Origin of the sequence: Gilliamella sp. W8123, from assembly GCF_016101085.1 — a bacterium.
Lineage (GTDB): Bacteria > Pseudomonadota > Gammaproteobacteria > Enterobacterales > Orbaceae > Gilliamella > Gilliamella apis.
On the sequence record NZ_JACFRE010000008.1, the window covers coordinates 1 to 19,393 of the forward strand.

The following is a 19,393-nucleotide window of genomic DNA, read 5'->3' on the forward strand; positions in this document are numbered from 1 at the left end:
AACACGACCTTTGTCTGCTTGTCGCTGACGCCGTGTCAGTGGATGCGCATTATAGGCACTTCATTTTTTTTGGCAAGTGAAAAATTGCAATTATTTATTTGTTCGAATAAGCTTTAATCAGCATTAACGCTAATACAATGATATTTATTAAGATTATATTCAGTAAATTTTTTAGTTAATTTTTCAACTTGCTGATTATGCAATGTACTTATCACAATATTATCTAAAGTAGATAGTTTATTTAAGCTATTTAGATCATACTGATCATTAAGTAATGTATTAACTCTTGATGCAATTGCATATCCTGAATCGATAAAAGTTGTATTAGGAAAAAGTATTCTTAACTCATCTTTAATAAACGGATAATGAGTACAGCCAAGTACAATAGTATCGGGGACAGTAGATAAATTTAGCCATGGCTGCAATAACTTCTCCAGTTGCTGCATATCAACAGCAATACCTTGTAATTTATTTTCTGCTATATGGGCTAATTCAGATAAACCAAGCAATTTAACATCACAATCTGGAGCAAACTCCTGAATTAAATTACTGGTATATGCTCTTTGTATTGTTGCTTTGGTTGCTAATAACCCTATACATTTATTTTTAGTAACTTTGCTGGCAGGCTTAATTGCAGGTACAACACCGACAATTGGAAAAGGAAAGTTTGTCCGTAAACTTGGTAAACAGATAGTGCTAGCGGTATTACATGCAATCACAGCTAAATCAATAGAGTATGATTGTAAAATGGTAGCAATGATATGATTCACTCTAGTAATTAAATATTCAGATGATTTATCACCATAGGGAAATCCTTCATTATCAAAAGCATAAATATAATGTAGATTCGGCATTTTATTATAGATTTCATTATAAATTGATAATCCACCGATACCCGAATCAAAAACTAATACTGTGGGAGATTGTTTTACAATATTCATATATAGTTAATGAAGGTTAAAAAAATAAACGAGCCATATCCTAAATTGATTAAAATTTTATGCAAGTAATTTTGTTTGTGGTAGTACTGGCTTTTTTTAGAATAAATCATTAAAATGGACGTCTAGATGGTAAAACTGCTAAACACAAGCAACTTTCATTGTTATTTTATATTTAGAGAATTGCACTAAATAAGTTAAAGAAGGTAAAACATGTCAGAATTTCTATTTACTTCAGAATCTGTATCAGAAGGTCATCCAGATAAAATAGCCGATCAAATATCTGATGCAGTATTAGATGCTATTTTAGAACAAGATCCTAAAGCACGAGTTGCTTGCGAAACTTACATAAAAACCGGTATGGCATTAGTTGGTGGAGAAATTACAACTTCTGCATGGGTTGATATTGAAGAATTAACCAGAAAAACCATTAATGATATTGGTTATACTAGTTCAGAAATGGGCTTTGATGCCAACTCTTGTGCAGTTCTCAATGCAATTGGTAAGCAATCGCCGGATATTAATCAAGGTGTTGATCGTCAAAATCCACTGGAGCAAGGTGCTGGTGACCAAGGTATTATGTTTGGTTATGCAACGAATGAAATGCCTAATTTAATGCCAGCGGCAATTAGTTATGCTCATGATCTTATGCATCGTCAAGCTGAAGTAAGAAAAAATGGTACTCTCCCATGGTTAAGGCCTGATGCCAAAAGCCAAGTCACATTGATTTACCAAGATGGAAAAATCCAAGGAGTCGATACTGTAGTTTTATCGACCCAACATTCAGAAGGCATTGAACAAAAAGAGTTGCATGAAGCGGTTATGGAAGAGATCATTAAACCAACGTTACCAAACGAATGGTTAACTTCAAGAACAAAATATTTTATCAACCCTACTGGACGCTTTGTTATTGGTGGTCCTATGGGAGATTGTGGTTTAACTGGTCGAAAAATTATTGTTGATACCTATGGCGGTGCCGCACGTCATGGTGGTGGTGCATTTTCTGGCAAAGATCCTTCAAAAGTAGACCGCTCAGCAGCTTATGCAGCAAGATATGTTGCCAAAAATATTGTAGCCGCAGGACTTGCTGATAAATGTGAATTACAAATTTCTTACGCTATCGGTGTTGCTCATCCAACTTCTATTTATGTTAATACTTTTGGTACTGAAAAAATTGCTCATGACAAAATTATATCATTAATAAAAGAATTTTTTGATTTACGTCCTTATGGACTAATTCAAATGCTTGATCTTATCCAGCCAATTTATCAAAAAACCGCCAGCTATGGCCATTTTGGTCGAGATATCTTCCCTTGGGAAAAAACCGATAAGGCAGCTATTCTTCGCGATGCAGCAGGATTATAAACACATACCAATTTATCTACATAATCAAGTATTGGCTTGTTTAAGAACCCACTTAATTCAAGCCAATCAAATATTAAAAACCAATTATAAAGAGCCTAAAATCAGTTACAAACCTAAAGGTAGTGTTGCAGGCTGCGCATTATTAACCCATTGGGAAATACAACTTAATAACACAATGCTCTATGAGAATAAGGAAGATTTTATTAATGAAGTTGTGCCTCATGAATTAGCTCATCTCATTACTTTTCAATATTTTGGTAAAGTAAAACCGCATGGCAAAGAATGGCAATATGTCATGTCTAAAATAATGAAAAAAGAACCAAAAGTGACCCATAATTTCAAAATTAAACGCAATGGATATATATATTTTTGTGACTGCCAAGAGCATCATTTATCACCAATACGGCATAACAAAATTATAAATAATAAAACTAGTTATCAATGTCGTAAATGCGGTACTATACTCAAACTTAAAAATTGTATTTAATTTTGAAATAAATCATGCCTAATTTTGATACTCATTTTTACAAAAGCTCGATTTTCATTGTAATTTTAAGCCTTTGTCTTTACATCTTTGGTAACTTTTACATTCCATTATATGGAAAATTAACAGTTAGCTTAGTTGAACACTTCCAATCTCTGTTCTTATTATTTATGTGTTGTTACACATACTATTATGCTAAAAATTTCAAAAATCATGCGGATCTCTACAAATTTTGGATTTGGACAATATTTTGGTGGTTTATGCTATTTGGTCGAGGAATCAGTTGGGGGCGAGATTTTTTCCCTGACGTGCCACGTTTTTATTACAAAATCATTGCTAGCATTATCATGGCAATACCCATATTAACTATATTTTTACCAACCATTCGCCGAGAAATAGCTCGTCGATATAAATATGACACAATTCCTGTCTGGCATCTGTTTTTTGCCTTTCTTTTTTTAGGTATTGCCGACATGGCTGAACACCGTCGTTTAGGTTACCAATGGTTAGTTTTAGATCCTCATCGCAAAGATCTTATTGAAGAGTTGATGGAGATACCTTGTCTTTTAAGCCTTGCATTAACAACATTTTATATGCAAAAAAATGAACAAAAGAGGTTAAATAAGTCATGTTAAGCTATCGTCATAGCTATCACGCAGGCAATCATGCCGATGTATTAAAACATATTGTATTAACATTATGTATTAACTCATTAAAAGAAAAAGAAAAACCATTTTTGTACTTAGATACTCATTCTGGAGCTGGTCGTTATTTACTACAAAGTGAACATTCTGAAAAAACAGGGGAATATTTATCTGGTATCAATTTAATTTGGCAACAATCCGAAACACCTGAATTGCTTAATACTTATTTATCGGTTTTAAAACGTTATAACCCGTTCGATAAGTTGAAATATTATTTAGGATCCCCTTTAATTGCTAAACAATTACTAAGAGAACAAGACAAGATCAGTCTTACTGAACTTCATCCTACAGATTACCCATTATTGCGACAAGAATTCAGTAAAGATAAGCGAGCTAAAGTATTAAGAGAAGATGGGTTTGCTCAATTAAAATCAAAATTACCCCCAGAGTCTCGACGTGGCATTGTTTTGATTGATCCTTCATATGAAATAAAAGATGACTATCAAAAAATCCCTAAAGCATTATTGGAAGCATATAAACGTTTCGCAACTGGCATTTATTTAATTTGGTATCCGGTTGTTTCTCGAACTCAAACGCAAAAGATGATAGATGAAATTGTTAACTTAGGTATTAAGAAAATTTCTCAATTTGAATTTGCAATCAAACCAGATAATAACCAAAAAGGTATGACCGCTTCGGGTATGATAGTTATTAATCCGCCATGGAAGTTACACGAACAAATGCAAACCATTATGCCGTGGTTGAAAAACACCCTTGATACAGAAAAAATGGGGAATTATCTTATTAAAGAATTAGTTCCAGAATAATTTCTAATAGTTATAAACCAAAAATGCGAGAACCTCTCGCATTTTTAATAAATAATATTTAAACAACAATTAAATAATAAAAATCAAGGAAAGAAATGACAAGCAAACAAATAAATCCATAAAATTATAGTTAGTAACAGGGAAAGAAAAACTGCTGCAGAACCATAATCTTTTGCCCGCCCTGACAATTCATGCCTTTCACTACCAATACGATCAACCACACATTCAATAGCACTATTAAGTAATTCAACAATCATCACAACGCCAATTGAACCCAATAATAAAATGCGTTCATAAATAGAAAAATCGATTAACATTACTGTTATATAAGCTAGAATTAATATAATTAATTCTTGACGAAATGCGACTTCATATTTTATTGCAGACTTAAATCCCTTCAAAGAATATTTTGTCGCATTAATAATGCGTTGCAATCCGGTCGGTTTATTCATATTTATATTCGATCCCTAAATTATCGTACATAACCGTAGTTCATAAGACGTTGGAATCTTCTTTCAAGCAGTTCTGATAATGCTAAACCTTCTAATTCATCCAGATCAGCTAATAATTGTGCTTTAAGTGAAGTAGCAATAGCAGTATAGTCACGATGAGCGCCACCAAGAGGTTCTGGTACGATAGAATCGATCAGATTCAATTTTATCAATTTGTCAGCAGTCATATTCATTGCTTCTGCTGCTACTGGCGCTTTATCAGCACTTTTCCATAAAATTGATGCACATCCTTCCGGAGAAATAACTGAGTAAGTACTATACTGTAGCATATTAACTTTATCTGCGACACCAATTGCAAGTGCGCCACCCGATCCACCCTCACCAATGACAGTACAAATTGTTGGTACATTTAATCGTGACATCTCACGTAGGTTACGGGCAATTGCTTCAGCTTGTCCTCTTTCCTCTGCACCAATTCCAGGATAGGCTCCTGGAGTATCAATAAATGTAATAATTGGTAACTTAAATCGCTCAGCCATTTGCATTAATCTCAATGCTTTACGGTAACCTTCTGGAGCAGGCATACCAAAGTTACGATAGATTTTCTGTTTAGTTTCACGACCTTTTTGGTGGCCAATCACCATAACTGGGCGATCATCTATACGCGCTATGCCACCAACAATTGCCTTATCATCAGCATAGGCTCTATCACCAGCCAACTCATCAAAATCAGTAAAAATTTCATTGATATAGTCTAATGTGTAAGGGCGATTAGGGTGCCTAGCTAATTGAGCCACATCCCAAGGCGATAGATTAGAAAATATTTTTTTAGTCAATTCACGACTTTTCTGATTTAATTGCTTAATTTCTTTATCTAAATTAATATCTAATTCAACTTGTTGCGAATCAATATTCTTTAAGGAATTAATTTTTGCTTCTAATTCCGCTATCGGCTTTTCAAATTCCAAAAAATTGTTCATAACGCTTGTGATTGCCTCTTGTATTATTTGTATTTTATTAAAAATACGTTACTAAATTTAGTATACTGACTATTTATTAAAATAAAATTAAACCAATTCTACTATGTAATTGTCATTGAAGTCATCAATATTTATTATTAATAGACTTAAACAGGTTAAATAGCACCTTTAATATTTATTTAAATCTTTATTTCTAAATAGCCCAAATTTTTATTACTTATTCGATTAATATAACTTAATTAATCAAATTCAAAATTCACACGCTCATTACCTAGTAAGGTTTTTAGTTCTATTATTAGTGCATCTTCAGGTACTATACGCCAAGTGGTACCAAATTGTAGGCGTACGATAGAGTCTTCTCTTTGATAATATAAATTAATTGGCACACTACCGTGTCGATAAGGTTCTATAATTTGCTGTAGTCGTTGTAGGATTGTCCGATTAACTTCAATATCAGTTAATGTAACAGCTAACCCTTTAACATATTTAGCCCGAGCATCTTTTAAGTCAACAATATCACGAACAGATAATTTAAACCCACCATTGAAATCATCATGACTTACTTGCCCTGAAACAATTAGAATTTTATCTTTTACCAGTAAATGACCAAATTTATCTAATGCTTCAGAAAAAAGCATGCCATCAATTCGTCCTGACCTATCATCTAAAGTAAATAATCCAATTTTATTACCTTTTTTGGTAATTCGAACTCTGGCATCAACAACAATACCGGCAAAAGTAGCCATTTTGCCCCATCCAGTAGGTGCTGCCTCGCTAATACGAAGGCCCCCTGAATATCGATTGAGTTCTTTTAAATATTGGGTAACCGGATGGCCGGTTAAATAAAGTCCTAATGCTTCACGTTCACCATCAAGTAAAACTTGTGCTGGTAATTCAGGTACAGCAGCATATGCATGTTCAACTTGTTCTGGCTCTTCAGCAAGGACTCCGAACATATCTTCTTGACCAATATTCTGTGCTTTAGCATATTGATCTGCCGCTTGCATGGCATCATTAATACTATGTAAAATAGCCGCTCTATGTGGTCCTAATTTATCGAAAGCACCAGCCATAGTTAATTTTTCTAACACCCGACGATTAATTCTTTTCATATCAGTTCGAGCACAAAGCTCAAAGATATTTTTAAAATAACCACCGCTATTACGCGCCTCTACAATTGCTTCAATCGGCCCTTCACCTACCCCTTTTATGGCACCAATGCCATAAACAATTTCACCTTTATCATTCACATGAAAATGGTAAAGACCACTGTTAATATCTGGAGGATTAACTTGCAACCCCATTCTTAGACATTCGTCAACTAAACCAACAATTTTATCTGTATTGTCCATATCAGCTGTCATTACAGCAGCCATAAATTCAGCCGGATAATGAGTTTTTAACCATAATGTTTGATATGAAACCAGTGCATAAGCTGCGGAGTGAGATTTATTAAAACCATAGCCAGCAAATTTTTCAACCAGATCAAAAATATGCATTGAAAGCTCACCATCAATGCCTTGCTTTTCCGCACCTTCTTTAAAAACAGAACGTTGTTTAGCCATCTCTTCTGGTTTTTTCTTACCCATCGCTCGTCGTAACAAGTCTGCACCACCTAGCGTATAACCAGATAGTGTTTGGGCAATTTGCATAACTTGTTCTTGATATAAAATTATGCCATAGGTTGGTTCTAATATTGGTTTAAGAGATTCGTGTTGATGATTGATATCTGGATATGATACTTCTTCTCGTCCATGCTTACGGTCAATAAAATTATCTACCATCCCTGACTGTAACGGCCCCGGTCGAAATAAAGCAACTAAAGCGATCATATCTTCAAAGCAGTCTGGCTTTAACCGCCTGATCAAATCTTTCATACCACGCGATTCCAATTGGAAGACCGCGGTAGTTTCAGCTTTTAATAATAATTGGAAAGATTCTTCATCATCTAATGGAATACGAGTAATATCAACTGCGGCCTTACCATCCTTTAACTGGCGCTCATTAATCATTTTAATCGCCCAGTCAATAATGGTTAAGGTACGTAATCCTAAGAAGTCAAATTTAACTAGTCCAGCATATTCAACATCATTTTTATCAAATTGCGTTACTGGATGGTGGCCCTCAGGATCACAATAAATAGGAGAAAAATCAGTAATCTTAGTTGGAGATATTACAACACCTCCAGCATGTTTACCTGCATTTCGAGTAACACCTTCCAACTGTCTTGCGATATCAATAAGAGACTTAACTTCTTCGTTATTATCATAAAGCTCTTGTAGTTGTGGTTCAGCTTCAAATGCCTTAGCTAAGGTCATACCAGGATCAAGAGGAATTAATTTTGAGATACGATCGACAAATCCATAAGGATGGCCAAGTACTCGCCCTACATCACGGATAACCGCTTTTGCAGCCATAGTACCAAAGGTAATAATTTGCGATACAGCATCTCGACCATACATATCAGCAACGTGATCAATAACCATATCACGCTTTTCCATACAAAAGTCGACATCAAAATCCGGCATTGAAACCCGTTCTGGATTCAAAAAACGTTCAAAAAGTAGATCAAATGCTAATGGGTCTAAATCAGTGATCTTTAAAGCATAAGCAACTAAAGAACCCGCTCCTGATCCGCGTCCTGGTCCAACAGGAATATCATTATCTTTTGACCATTGAATAAATTCCATTACGATCAAAAAGTAACCCGGGAAACCCATCTGATTTATTACGTTTAATTCTGTTTCTAATCGTTCATCATATTCTGGACGTTTTTGTTTTCGTTCTTCGGGATCAGGAAAAAGAAATTCTAATCTCTCTTCTAAACCTTCTCGAGATTTATGTACCAAAAAATCTTCCGTCGACATATCACCAGTAGGAAATTGTGGTAGGAAATATTCACCAAGCCTTATAGTAACATTGCATCGCTTAGCTATTTCTACACTATTTTCTAATGCCTCTGGAATATCTGAAAATAAATCGCACATCTCTTGTTCAGTACGCAAATATTGTTCAGCTGAATAATTTTTCGGTCTATTAGGATCTTCAAGTGTATTACCATCATGAATAGCGACGCGAATTTCATGTGCTTCAAAATCCGAAGATTTCAAAAATCGTACATCATTAGTCGCCACAACAGGTAAGGCATGTTGTTCAGCTAGCTTAATAGCACTATGAATAAATAATTCTTCATTAAGGCGATTTGTGCGAACCAATTCAAAATAAAAGTGTTGATTAAAATTTTCTTGATAAAAGTTAATTGCATCATCAATAATCGCCTGATTATCACGAATAATACCAATACCAATATCACTTTCACGACCAGCTAATATGATTAAACCATTGCGATGCAATGTTAACCATTCTTGATCAACAACTGGTAAATCTCCAATATAGCCACGCTGGTAAGCTTTAGAAATTAATAAAGTAAGATTTTGGTAGCCTTCATTATTTGCAGCTAATAATGTTAACCGATAAACCTCATCACTTAATTGTGAATTTTTAACAGCTAAATCGGCACCAATAATCGGTTTGATGCCCTTACCCATTGCTGAACCATAAAACTTCACCAGTCCACACAGATTGGTAAAATCAGTAATAGCAAAAGCAGGCATTTGCAACTTGCTGACTTCATTAACTAAAGCACCTACTTTAGCAATGCCATCAATCATTGAAAAATCGCTATGTAAGTGAAGATGAATAAACTTAGGTTCAGTCATATTTACCAAAAATAATTACTCCGAAAATTAGCCTCAATTATAGCATAAACCATATGAATATTCTTATTGTCTTTATTTATCGGAAAATCCCATAACGGACAAATAAAATTCGTTATTTATATTAAAAATTTTTAATAGTTAATCGCTTTATCCATCACGATATTTTGCTATTTTTAGTGATATACCTAAATATTAATATTAAATTAGTTAGTATTAACAGTTGGTTAGCTTCTTTGACACAGATATGAACTTTTTGAACTGATACTAACTAAATAAAGATTTTTAGATAATACAAATTAATATCAAAATTTATCCATAGGTATAACTACGATTATCGCTGAGGAAAACTTATCGTTTATGGGAGAAACAATAAAAGGTGTGATTCCCATCACTAAATTGTGATGGGAAAAAAAGATTAGATCTTTTTAAATAAAACTGAACCGTTAGTACCACCAAAACCAAATGAATTACAAAGCGCATATTCTAAGTTTTTCACTTGACGAGCAGTATGTGGAACATAATCCAGATCACAACCTTCATCAGGGTTATCAAGATTAATTGTCGGTGGAACAGCTTGATCACGTAACGCAAGCACCGTAAAGATAGATTCAACAGCACCAGCAGCACCTAATAAATGCCCAATCATTGATTTGGTTGAACTGACCATTACTTTATTAGCGTTTTCTTGGAAAATACTTTTAACCGCTTGCGTTTCAGCTTTATCGCCAGCTGGAGTTGACGTACCATGTGCATTAATATATCCAACTTGTTCCGCTGTTATACCTGCATCTCGAATAGCACATTTCATAGCTAATGCTGCGCCACTACCATTTTCTGGAGGTGAAGTCATATGATAAGCATCGCCACTCATACCAAAACCAACGATCTCAGCATAAATTTTAGCGCCACGTTTTTTAGCATGTTCATATTCTTCTAAGAACATGATACCTGCACCATCACCAAGCACAAAACCATCACGATCTTTATCCCACGGGCGACTTGCAGCTTTAGGATTATCATTGTTAGTTGATAATGCACGAGCAGCACCAAAACCACCAATACCCAATGGGGTACTAGCTTTTTCACCGCCACCAGCTAACATTGCATCGGCATCACCATAAGCAATCATACGTGCAGCATGACCAATATTATGCACGCCCGATGAACAAGCGGTAGCAATAGTAATACTTGGCCCCTTTAATCCGTAGATAATTGATAAATGACCAGCAATCATATTGACTATTGTTGATGGCACAAAAAATGGGCTAATTTTACGCGGTCCACCATTGACTAATGCACTATGATTTTCTTCAATTAATCCTAGTCCACCAATACCTGAACCGATAGCACAACCGATGCGTTCTGCGTTTTCTTCAGTAACTTCAATGCCAGCATCTTGCATTGCTTGCATACCTGCAACAATACCATATTGGATAAAATAATCCATTTTACGAGCATCTTTACGTGAAATATTATAATCTTCGCCATTAAAGTCTTTAACCATTGCGGCGAAGCGCGTTGCAAAAGGGGCTGTATCAAAGTGTTCTATAAGTTCTACGCCACTTTGACCTGCTAATAATGCTTGCCAAGTAGACTCAACTGTATTACCTAATGGAGATATCATGCCCATTCCAGTAACAACAACTCTGCGTTTAGACACATTGTCCTCCAGAAAAGGATTGAAATAAAATTTGAATCATTGAAAATTTTATTATGAGTTTTCAGAATTTTACGTCAAATTAACTCTATAAAATAGAGACATAAATAAAAACTAGGCGATCATTTGACCGCCTATTGTGAAAACTCTGCTAACCTTATTGATTTGCAGTAATATAATCAATTGCTGATTGTACAGTTGTAATTTTTTCAGCTTCTTCATCAGGAATTTCTGTATCAAATTCTTCTTCTAAAGCCATAACTAATTCAACTGTGTCAAGAGAGTCAGCGCCAAGATCTTCAACGAAAGAAGATTCATTCTTAACTTCGTCCTCTTTCACACCAAGTTGCTCAACAATAATTTTCTTAACTCGCTCTTCAATAGTGCTCATACTCTTTTTTTTCCTATAAATATCGCCGAAAGTGGCGGTGAATGTAAGTTTATAAAATGTTGAAAAAGATGCCAATCATTTTTCAACCCAATTGCTTATTTTTTGTTCAAAACATCAAATTATTGGTTTATTTTACACTATTCTGATCAATTACACCATATACATGCCACCATTGACATGTAAAGTTTCACCTGTGATGTAAGATGCGTCATCAGAAGCCAAAAATGCCACCGCATTAGCAATCTCAGCCGGTTCACCTAAACGTCCTGCTGGTACTTGCGCTAATGTTAAAGCTTTTTGCTCATCCGTTAGTGCTTCAGTCATATCAGTTGCAATAAATCCTGGCGCTACCACGTTAACAGTAATTCCACGAGATGCAACTTCACGTGCTAAAGATTTACTAAATCCAATTAATCCTGCTTTTGCTGCAGAATAATTAGCCTGACCAGCGTTACCCATAGTTCCTACAACTGAACCTATAGTAATAATTCGGCCATAACGTTTTTTCATCATAGTACGCATTAATGCTTTTGATAAACGAAAAACTGATGTTAAGTTAGTATTTAAAATATCTTGCCATTCGTCTTCTTTCATTCGCATTAATAGATTATCACGGGTAATACCTGCGTTATTAACTAAAATATCAATATCGCCAAATTCCGTTTTAATTGCATTAATAACTGATTCGATAGATGCTTCGTCAGTTACATTTAGTGCTAAACCTTTTCCGCTAGAGCCTAAATATTCACTTATGGCCTGTGCGCCTTTTTCTGTCGTTGCAGTACCAATCACTGTTGCACCACATGCAACTAATTTTTCCGCAATGGCCTTTCCAATTCCACGGCTTGCACCAGTTACTAAAGCAATTTTTCCTGATAGGTTCATAACTACCCCTTTTGTATTCTATTTAGTATTTTCAATTGCAACATCTAATGACGCTTTATCATTAACAGCACAAGCTGATAATGAATCAACAATTCGTTTAGTTAAGCCAGTTAAAACTTTACCTGGGCCCATCTCAACTAATAGTGTTACACCTTGTTTTGCCATTTCTTCAACCGTTTCAGTCCAACGAACTGGGCTATATAACTGGGCTATTAATGCCGCTTTAATATTTTCTGCAGATGATTCAACTTTAACATCAACGTTATTAATCACAGCAAATTGAGGTGCATTAAACGTCATGTTATTTAAAGTTGTCGCTAGTTTATCAGCGGCTGGTTTCATTAATGCACAATGTGAAGGAACACTTACCGCCAATGGTAAAGCACGTTTAGCTCCGGCTTCTTTACAAAGCGCACCAGCACGTTCAACCGCTTCTTTATTACCAGCAATAACAACTTGGCCTGGTGAATTAAAATTAACTGGCGCGACAACTTGACCTTGTGAAGCTTGTTCACATGCTTTTCGAATTGAATCGTTATCTAAACCAATAATAGCAAACATTGCACCAGTACCACTTGGCACTGCCTCTTGCATTAATTTACCACGTAACTCTACTAATTTAATAGCGTCTTTAAAATCTATCACACCAGCACATACTAATGCTGAATATTCACCCAAACTGTGACCAGCCATAAATTCTGGTTGAGGGCCATTAATACTTTGCCAAACTCGGTAAATCGCAACCGATGCAGCAAGTAATGCCGGTTGTGTTTGCCAAGTTTTATTGAGTTCATCAGCTGGACCCTCTTGCACTAAAGTCCATAAATCATAACCTAATACTTGTGATGCTTCATCGAAAGTTGATTTCACAACTGAATAATTTTCAGCAAGATCTTTTAACATACCAACAGCTTGTGAGCCTTGTCCTGGAAATACCATTGCAAATTTGGTCATTTTGAAATCCTTGATTACCTAAATAATTTATAAAATTAAAATCTAACGAGTGCTGAGCCCCAAACAAAGCCGCCACCGAAAGCTTCTAATAAAATTAACTGCCCTCGCTTAATACGGCCATCTCGTACCCCGGTATCTAAAGCACAAGGCACAGATGCGGCAGAAGTATTGCCTTGTTTATCAAGCGTCACAATAACTTTACTCATATCCATATCAAGGCGTTTAGCCGTTGCTGAAATAATCCGTAAATTAGCTTGATGTGGCACTAACCAATCTAAATCAGATTTATTAAAGGCATTTTCGGTTAAAAGTTCATCAACTAGATTAGAAAGTTCTTTGACTGCAATTTTGAATACGTCATTACCTTGCATTGTCATATAGACAGGGTCATTAAGAGAACGGCGATCAACATATGGGTATTTTAATAATTCGCCATATCGGCCGTCGGCATGTAAATGAGAGGCAATAAGACCAGGATCTTCAGAAGCACCAACCACAACCGCTCCAGCACCATCACCGAAAATGATAATTGTACCGCGATCATTTGGATCAACACCGCGGGTTAACATATCAGAACCAACAACTAAGGCATATTTTATTACACCACTTTTTACATATTTATCAGCAATATCTAATGCATAAATAAATCCAGAACAAGCTGCCGACACATCAAAGGCAACCACATCACCGAGATCTAATTTAGCTTGTAATTCTGTAGCTGAACTAGGAAAAGCATTAGCTGATGTTGCTGTTGCAACAATAATTAAACCAATTTCTTGTTTATCAATATCCGCCATTTCAATAGCTTTAATCGCGGCTTCATAGGCCATACTAGTAACAGTTTCATCAGGTGCAGCTATCCGTCTTTCTTTAATACCTGTACGAGTAGTTATCCATTCGTCGCTAGTATCCACCATTTTTTCAAGATCGGTATTGGTTCTTATTTGTTTTGGAAGATAACTTCCTGTTCCTAATATTTTTGTATACATCGAATTATTCGCTCTTGGGTAGTGCAGAAGAAAGGCTATTGGCAATCTTCTCTGGTATATTGGTTTCGATAGCTAAAATAGCTTGCTCAATTGCTGCAAAAAATGATTTTTGATTGGCACTACCGTGACTTTTAATCACAATACTTTGAAGACCAAGTAAACAAGCGCCATTATATCGCCCAGGGTCTAAATAGCCAAAATTTTTTACTATTTTTCTTTGCAGCCATTTACTCAAAAATTTCATAACTAATGAGTTGTGTCCTAAAAGCATTTTGAACGAAGATAGAAAAATTTTAATTAACCCTTCTACCGTTTTCAAAGTCACATTACCAACAAAGCCGTCACAAACTAATACATCGGTTTTACCAGTTAATAGCTCATTACCTTCTAAATAACCGATATAATTAATTTGATGATTAGCCTTCAAAACAGATGCAGCAGCACGAATTTTATCCAATCCTTTAATGTCTTCTTCACCAATATTAAGCAAAGCAACTCGAGGATTTTCAATATGAAGAACCGATTTTGCTAGTATTTCACCCATTATAGCAAATTGAACCAGCATATCACTATCACATTCAGCATTTGCCCCCAAATCAAGTACCACAGTATTTTGATTATTTAACGCAGGAATGGTGGCAACTAATGCTGGTCGATCAATGCCTGTTAAAGAATGCAACAACAACTTAGATAACCCCATCAGCGCACCAGTATTACCAGCGCTAACACAAGCTTGAGCTTTATTATTTTTTACTAATTCTAATGCAATTCTCATTGACGAACCTTGGCTATGCCTAATTGCATAAGAAGGTTTCATATCGTTAGTAATGATAGATGTTGATTCTGTCACCATCAAGCGACCTGTTTCTTGGTACTGGGTAACTAGCTTGGCATTTTCTTTAGACAAAAAAAATCTAACTTCCTTTATGTCACCAACAAGGAAGATAGAAAGATTTGGATAATGATGTAATGCTTGAATTGCAGCAGGAACAACAATACGAGGACCAAAGTCCCCGCTCATAGCATCTAACGCAATGGTTAGATTATCCAAAATGTCACCTGAAGATTTCTAATTACTAATTAATTATTTAGAAATTACTTTTCGGCCGCGATAATAACCATCAGCGGTTACGTGATGACGTAAATGAGTTTTACCTGATTCATCAACTGAGATATTAGCAACAGTTAATGCATCATGAGAACGACGCATACCACGTTTTGCACGAGTTTTACGATTCTGTTGAACAGCCATGGATTTACCCCTTATTCTTTAAACTAACTAAAATTGCAAATGGATTTGGTTTTTCATTCTCAGCAGGAATTTCACCAAACACCATATCTGCCTCTGACACTTCGCAGTGTTTACTATCATGCACCGGCGCAATTGGTAATGAGAGAATAATTTCGTCTTCAATTAACGCTAATATATCTACTTCACCAAACTCGTTAACTAAAACGGGCTCATAATGTTCCGGTAATTTCTCTGCTTGAGCATCGCTCTTAACAGGACTAAATTTATTCATCACATGAACTTCAGTGATAAAAGGTTTAAAACAACGCTGGCAAATTTGTTCTAGCGTCATTTTTGCATCAATGGTGATAACGCAAAGTCTTTGCTCATCAAAATCAAAAGACAAATGACATTCGATATCACTTTTTGGACTTTCAATCCTTGTTGCACTTTGAGCTGGATAATATCCAACATAATCAAGTCTTTTTTGTGCTGCTTTGATTGGGTCAATTGTTAATGGTAATTTATTTTGCATAAGATATGCATGCCTACCTTAAAAATTATTAAGTGCAGCTAAAAACCACACAAAGCCATAAGGCGCGCATAATACCTTTAAATCACCATTTCGTCAATGGGCAAGCACATGATAATTTGTTTTAATTGTTGATTATTTCTTAAATATTTATAATTATTATTTTACTTATTTCTTAACAAAAAATTTTGAGGAACAGGGTTTTTTAGCGCTCACAATTATTATTTATTTAATCGCAAAATAACTTGTGTTACTCACTTAGTTGAATCCCTTTCTTAATTGCAAATTAACTCAAGTTTATTACGATAAACGCCCAAAACTATCTTTTACAATAGCTTGAAAATCATCGAAATTACGACTATTTAACAACCGTTTAGTTGATCTCTCTTTAACAAAATTGACGACTAAGTTATAAATTCGCATCGCATCTTCATATTCATCTTTGCTAATTGCTAATAAGAAAATAACATGCGCAATTTTATTTGATAACCTATTGAATAATTGTACAGTTTTACGTGCTAGCACTAAGGACTGCTCTGAGAGCTCATCAAATAGAGAAGGATCAACCTCAGGTAGTTTTTCTAGCGTTTTTGCTCTTTCAACCATTGCTTTAACATGTGATAACAACATCGCTTTTTGCACATTATTTTGGGTTATTTGATGATCCGTTAACCAACGATTAATGATTTCTATCGTTTGCGCAGTCACAACTTCGGGATCTAAATCATCTTCGATCATACGGAATTGTATTTGTGGCATAGTCATTCTAATTTTCTTTTTTCTTTTTAAGATGACTTAGCCTAAAGGAAATAATTATCAATGTGGAGAGAGACTTTTTCCTATTGCAAAAGGAAATTTATTGTCAGGCTAGCTGAAAGCTGTTGTAAACAAGGATTATTATGTAGGATATGATTGAAGATTAACTAAATTGATTTTAAATTTAAACAAACTATTGCTTAAAAGTATCATTAATAAATTTTTTTGATATAAAAAACCCCTTTCCTCAAAATTTTTTCAAGCAAAGATAGTTATTTTTGTTATTGAGGCTATAAACCTAGGTAGTATTATTGTTAAAAAAGTAAATTGCCAATTTCTTTTGGTGCTTTCTAAGAAAATTTACCAGCTGCCAGATGCACCACCACCGCCACTACGACCACCGCCTCCGCCACCAAATCCGCCGAATGAACCTCCGCCAAATCCACCACCATTACCCCCTCCGAAACCGCCGCCTCGACCACCACGCCCGCTACCACCACTCATGGTTAAAATTCCACTTAAAATCGCACTGGCAACAAATGCTAAAAATATTAGAGGTAAGACAATATGTAATGAATAACCATTGAACAAAGTAAAACCACCAACTGATATACCATTTAGTAAACCAGTACCTAAACTTCGGCTAGCACTACGTTTAGTGGAAGTAATCGAAAATAAGCTAGCAATAGTGAAACAAATAAAAAAGGATGCTAATCCATAATTAAATAAATTGGCACCAAAATCACCAGCAAGTACCGTTTTGAGATCTGGATCACTATTAGTCGCCGGTACCTGCTGAGGATCATTCAACTTATTAATTAAAACTGAAAGCGCATCATGTATACCTTGATAATAGTTATTTTGTCTAAATTGTGGCGCTAATTGTTCACGAATGATATGACTAGCAATTAAATCCGTAATGATGCCTTCAAAACCATAACCAACTTCAATTCGCATCAACTTATCATCTTTAACAATTAATAATAAAATACCATTATCTTGCTCTTTTTTACCTATTTTCCACTGTATAAACACCCGATCAGCATACTGTTCAACCGTTTCATTATCGAGTTTGGAGATCATTAATACCGCGATCTGTGCACCATCAGTTCGCGTCTTTTCAAAAGCAATCAAGCTTGATTCCAAATCATCTATTTGTGATGGTTCTAAAGTATCTGACGTATCAATAACACGGCGATCAAATGTAGGAATCTCAGTTAATGCATAACTTATCGCACTAAAAAACAGTAAACAAAAGAGCAGATAATATTTTTTCATTATGCTTATTGTCCAAAATTGACTGCTGGTGGATTAGAAATTTGTTGTTCGTTTTCAACAGTAAATTGTTGTTTTGGTTGTACCCCTATAATATTTGCAATCCATTTAGTTGGTAATTGACGAATATAAGTATTAAATGATTGTACTGTTTCTATATATCGACCTCTAGCAACCGTTATCCGATTTTCAGTACCTTCAAGTTGGCTCATTAAATCTTGATAAAGTGTGTTTGCTTTAAGTTCTGGGTAATTTTCACTAACAGCAATTAAGCGACTTAATGCGGAACTTAATTCTGATTGGGCTTGTTGGAATTTTGAGAATAAAGCAGGATCGCTAAGTTGATCTGCATTAATTTGGATAGACCCCACTTTCGCTCTTGCATCTGTTACCTGAGTAAAAACGTCTTTTTCATGAGTTGCATATCCTTTTACTGTATTGACTAGATTCGGAACTAAATCTGCTCGACGTTTATACTGATTAACAACTTCTGACCAAGAAGCCGCTACTTTTTCGTCTTGAGTTTGAATACTGTTATAGTCTTTAAAAAAGAAAAATCCACCAACAATAATTAAAATAAGAATAAGCAATAGTAATTTGGATTTCATGACGAGCCCCTGTAAATAGTTAAACTTTCAAATAGCTTAAAAAAGCAATGATAATTAGAAAATACTAACCAGTAGCCTAAAAATTTTTTTACTAAACAAACTTATAATGCTTAATTAAGGAATATATTTTTACAACTTTTTATAAAAATAATTATGAACTATAAAATACAAAGAAGAGACTTTAAGATAGTAGATTTAATTTACATGGACTGATCGAGTTCTTTAATAATGCCCATGTAACTTTATTTGATTATATCTTTTTTTATGCAATTTGCGAAGAATTATCATCGGTAATTTTTTATTGGTATTGCTCACAATGCTTATTTTAAAATTTGATTTTTTAGTTTAAAAATTACTTAGATAATGACTTCAAAACATTCAAGTTGAGCAGGTTCAAAATAGATATCTGCGTTATTTGGGCGGCTATCGGTATTACGGTGAGTATGTTTGAAATGAGCAGAATTAACCCAATTTTCAAAATCTTGTTTTGATTCCCATTCAGCATATGATGAAAACAATGTGTAATCTTCATAAGTTTTACCTTTAAGGAAATAAAAACGATTAAAACCTTTCATCTCTTTTAAATGGCTATCACGATTACGCCAGATTTCAATAAAAGAGTCTTCACTACCTAACTTAATTTTAAACCGATTCATGACAATATACATCTAATACTCCTTTCATATACCATACACTCGACAAAAAA

The 19,393-nt window shown here is 34.8% G+C and carries 20 protein-coding genes; 4 read left to right on the forward strand and 16 right to left on the reverse strand.

From position 1 onward, the window contains the following. Positions 1-113: 113 nt before the first annotated feature. On the reverse strand, positions 114-941 hold the full coding sequence (murI, locus tag H3T56_RS09955; protein WP_198192865.1) for a glutamate racemase: 828 nt from the start codon (positions 939-941) through the stop codon (positions 114-116). Between the two features lie 210 nt (positions 942-1,151). On the opposite strand from murI, the gene metK reads away from it, so the two are divergent. From metK to H3T56_RS09975, 4 genes are all read left to right on the forward strand, one after another. Continuing rightward, positions 1,152-2,303 (forward strand): methionine adenosyltransferase, encoded by a 1,152-nt coding sequence (gene metK, locus H3T56_RS09960; RefSeq protein WP_198192867.1) that lies wholly within the window; start codon positions 1,152-1,154, stop codon positions 2,301-2,303. Next, the gene (locus tag H3T56_RS09965) at positions 2,287-2,790 is read left to right on the forward strand and encodes a SprT family zinc-dependent metalloprotease (protein ID WP_198192869.1); all 504 of its coding nucleotides are present in this window, start codon (positions 2,287-2,289) and stop codon (positions 2,788-2,790) included. Before metK ends, H3T56_RS09965 begins: the two co-directional genes overlap by 17 nt. A gap of 257 nt (positions 2,791-3,047) precedes the next feature. Next, the gene (locus H3T56_RS09970) at positions 3,048-3,422 is read left to right on the forward strand and encodes a hypothetical protein (RefSeq protein WP_198192871.1); all 375 of its coding nucleotides are present in this window, start codon (positions 3,048-3,050) and stop codon (positions 3,420-3,422) included. Next, positions 3,416-4,258 carry a 23S rRNA (adenine(2030)-N(6))-methyltransferase RlmJ gene (locus tag H3T56_RS09975; RefSeq protein ID WP_198192872.1) on the forward strand — a complete coding sequence of 281 codons (843 nt, stop codon included), beginning with the start codon at positions 3,416-3,418 and terminating at the stop codon, positions 4,256-4,258. Before H3T56_RS09970 ends, H3T56_RS09975 begins: the two co-directional genes overlap by 7 nt. A gap of 83 nt (positions 4,259-4,341) precedes the next feature. Here H3T56_RS09975 and H3T56_RS09980 read toward each other — a convergent pair whose 3' ends face one another. The 15 genes from H3T56_RS09980 to H3T56_RS10050 form a co-directional block, all read right to left on the reverse strand. Beyond that, a complete protein-coding gene (locus H3T56_RS09980) occupies positions 4,342-4,710 on the reverse strand; it encodes a diacylglycerol kinase (RefSeq protein WP_086320906.1) in 369 nt (122 codons plus the stop codon). Positions 4,711-4,730: 20 nt separating this feature from the next. Beyond that, positions 4,731-5,690: an acetyl-CoA carboxylase carboxyl transferase subunit alpha gene (gene accA / locus H3T56_RS09985; RefSeq protein WP_086365137.1), complete on the reverse strand. Its 960-nt coding sequence runs from the start codon at positions 5,688-5,690 to the stop codon at positions 4,731-4,733. 239 nt (positions 5,691-5,929) lie between these two features. Continuing rightward, a complete protein-coding gene (gene dnaE, locus H3T56_RS09990; RefSeq protein WP_198192873.1) occupies positions 5,930-9,409 on the reverse strand; it encodes a DNA polymerase III subunit alpha in 3,480 nt (1,159 codons plus the stop codon). 415 nt (positions 9,410-9,824) lie between these two features. Then, entirely contained in the window at positions 9,825-11,069 is a 1,245-nt protein-coding gene (fabF, locus tag H3T56_RS09995) for a beta-ketoacyl-ACP synthase II (protein WP_198192874.1), read from the reverse strand. A gap of 154 nt (positions 11,070-11,223) precedes the next feature. After that, on the reverse strand, positions 11,224-11,457 hold the full coding sequence (gene acpP, locus H3T56_RS10000; protein WP_025316503.1) for an acyl carrier protein: 234 nt from the start codon (positions 11,455-11,457) through the stop codon (positions 11,224-11,226). Between the two features lie 150 nt (positions 11,458-11,607). Beyond that, complete coding sequence (gene fabG / locus H3T56_RS10005) at positions 11,608-12,342, reverse strand: 3-oxoacyl-ACP reductase FabG (RefSeq protein ID WP_086365136.1); 735 nt, start codon at positions 12,340-12,342, stop codon at positions 11,608-11,610. Positions 12,343-12,360: 18 nt separating this feature from the next. Further along, complete coding sequence (gene fabD / locus H3T56_RS10010; protein ID WP_198192875.1) at positions 12,361-13,296, reverse strand: ACP S-malonyltransferase; 936 nt, start codon at positions 13,294-13,296, stop codon at positions 12,361-12,363. 35 nt (positions 13,297-13,331) lie between these two features. Beyond that, complete coding sequence (locus tag H3T56_RS10015) at positions 13,332-14,285, reverse strand: beta-ketoacyl-ACP synthase III (RefSeq protein WP_086360912.1); 954 nt, start codon at positions 14,283-14,285, stop codon at positions 13,332-13,334. A gap of 4 nt (positions 14,286-14,289) precedes the next feature. Then, positions 14,290-15,336 (reverse strand): phosphate acyltransferase PlsX, encoded by a 1,047-nt coding sequence (gene plsX / locus H3T56_RS10020; protein WP_081300049.1) that lies wholly within the window; start codon positions 15,334-15,336, stop codon positions 14,290-14,292. A 33-nt stretch (positions 15,337-15,369) separates the two neighbouring features. Further along, positions 15,370-15,537 carry a 50S ribosomal protein L32 gene (rpmF, locus tag H3T56_RS10025; RefSeq protein ID WP_025316508.1) on the reverse strand — a complete coding sequence of 56 codons (168 nt, stop codon included), beginning with the start codon at positions 15,535-15,537 and terminating at the stop codon, positions 15,370-15,372. A 4-nt stretch (positions 15,538-15,541) separates the two neighbouring features. Then, the gene (gene yceD / locus H3T56_RS10030; protein ID WP_065578348.1) at positions 15,542-16,051 is read right to left on the reverse strand and encodes a 23S rRNA accumulation protein YceD; all 510 of its coding nucleotides are present in this window, start codon (positions 16,049-16,051) and stop codon (positions 15,542-15,544) included. 297 nt (positions 16,052-16,348) lie between these two features. Next, positions 16,349-16,807: a hypothetical protein gene (locus H3T56_RS10035; RefSeq protein WP_198192876.1), complete on the reverse strand. Its 459-nt coding sequence runs from the start codon at positions 16,805-16,807 to the stop codon at positions 16,349-16,351. Positions 16,808-17,164: 357 nt separating this feature from the next. Beyond that, positions 17,165-18,082: a YgcG family protein gene (locus tag H3T56_RS10040; RefSeq protein ID WP_198192880.1), complete on the reverse strand. Its 918-nt coding sequence runs from the start codon at positions 18,080-18,082 to the stop codon at positions 17,165-17,167. Positions 18,083-18,087: 5 nt separating this feature from the next. Then, positions 18,088-18,687, reverse strand: coding sequence for a LemA family protein (locus H3T56_RS10045; protein WP_065578358.1), 600 nt, complete (start codon positions 18,685-18,687; stop codon positions 18,088-18,090). A gap of 356 nt (positions 18,688-19,043) precedes the next feature. Further along, a complete protein-coding gene (locus H3T56_RS10050) occupies positions 19,044-19,355 on the reverse strand; it encodes an antibiotic biosynthesis monooxygenase (protein ID WP_065651685.1) in 312 nt (103 codons plus the stop codon). Between the last annotated feature and the right edge of the window lie 38 nt (positions 19,356-19,393).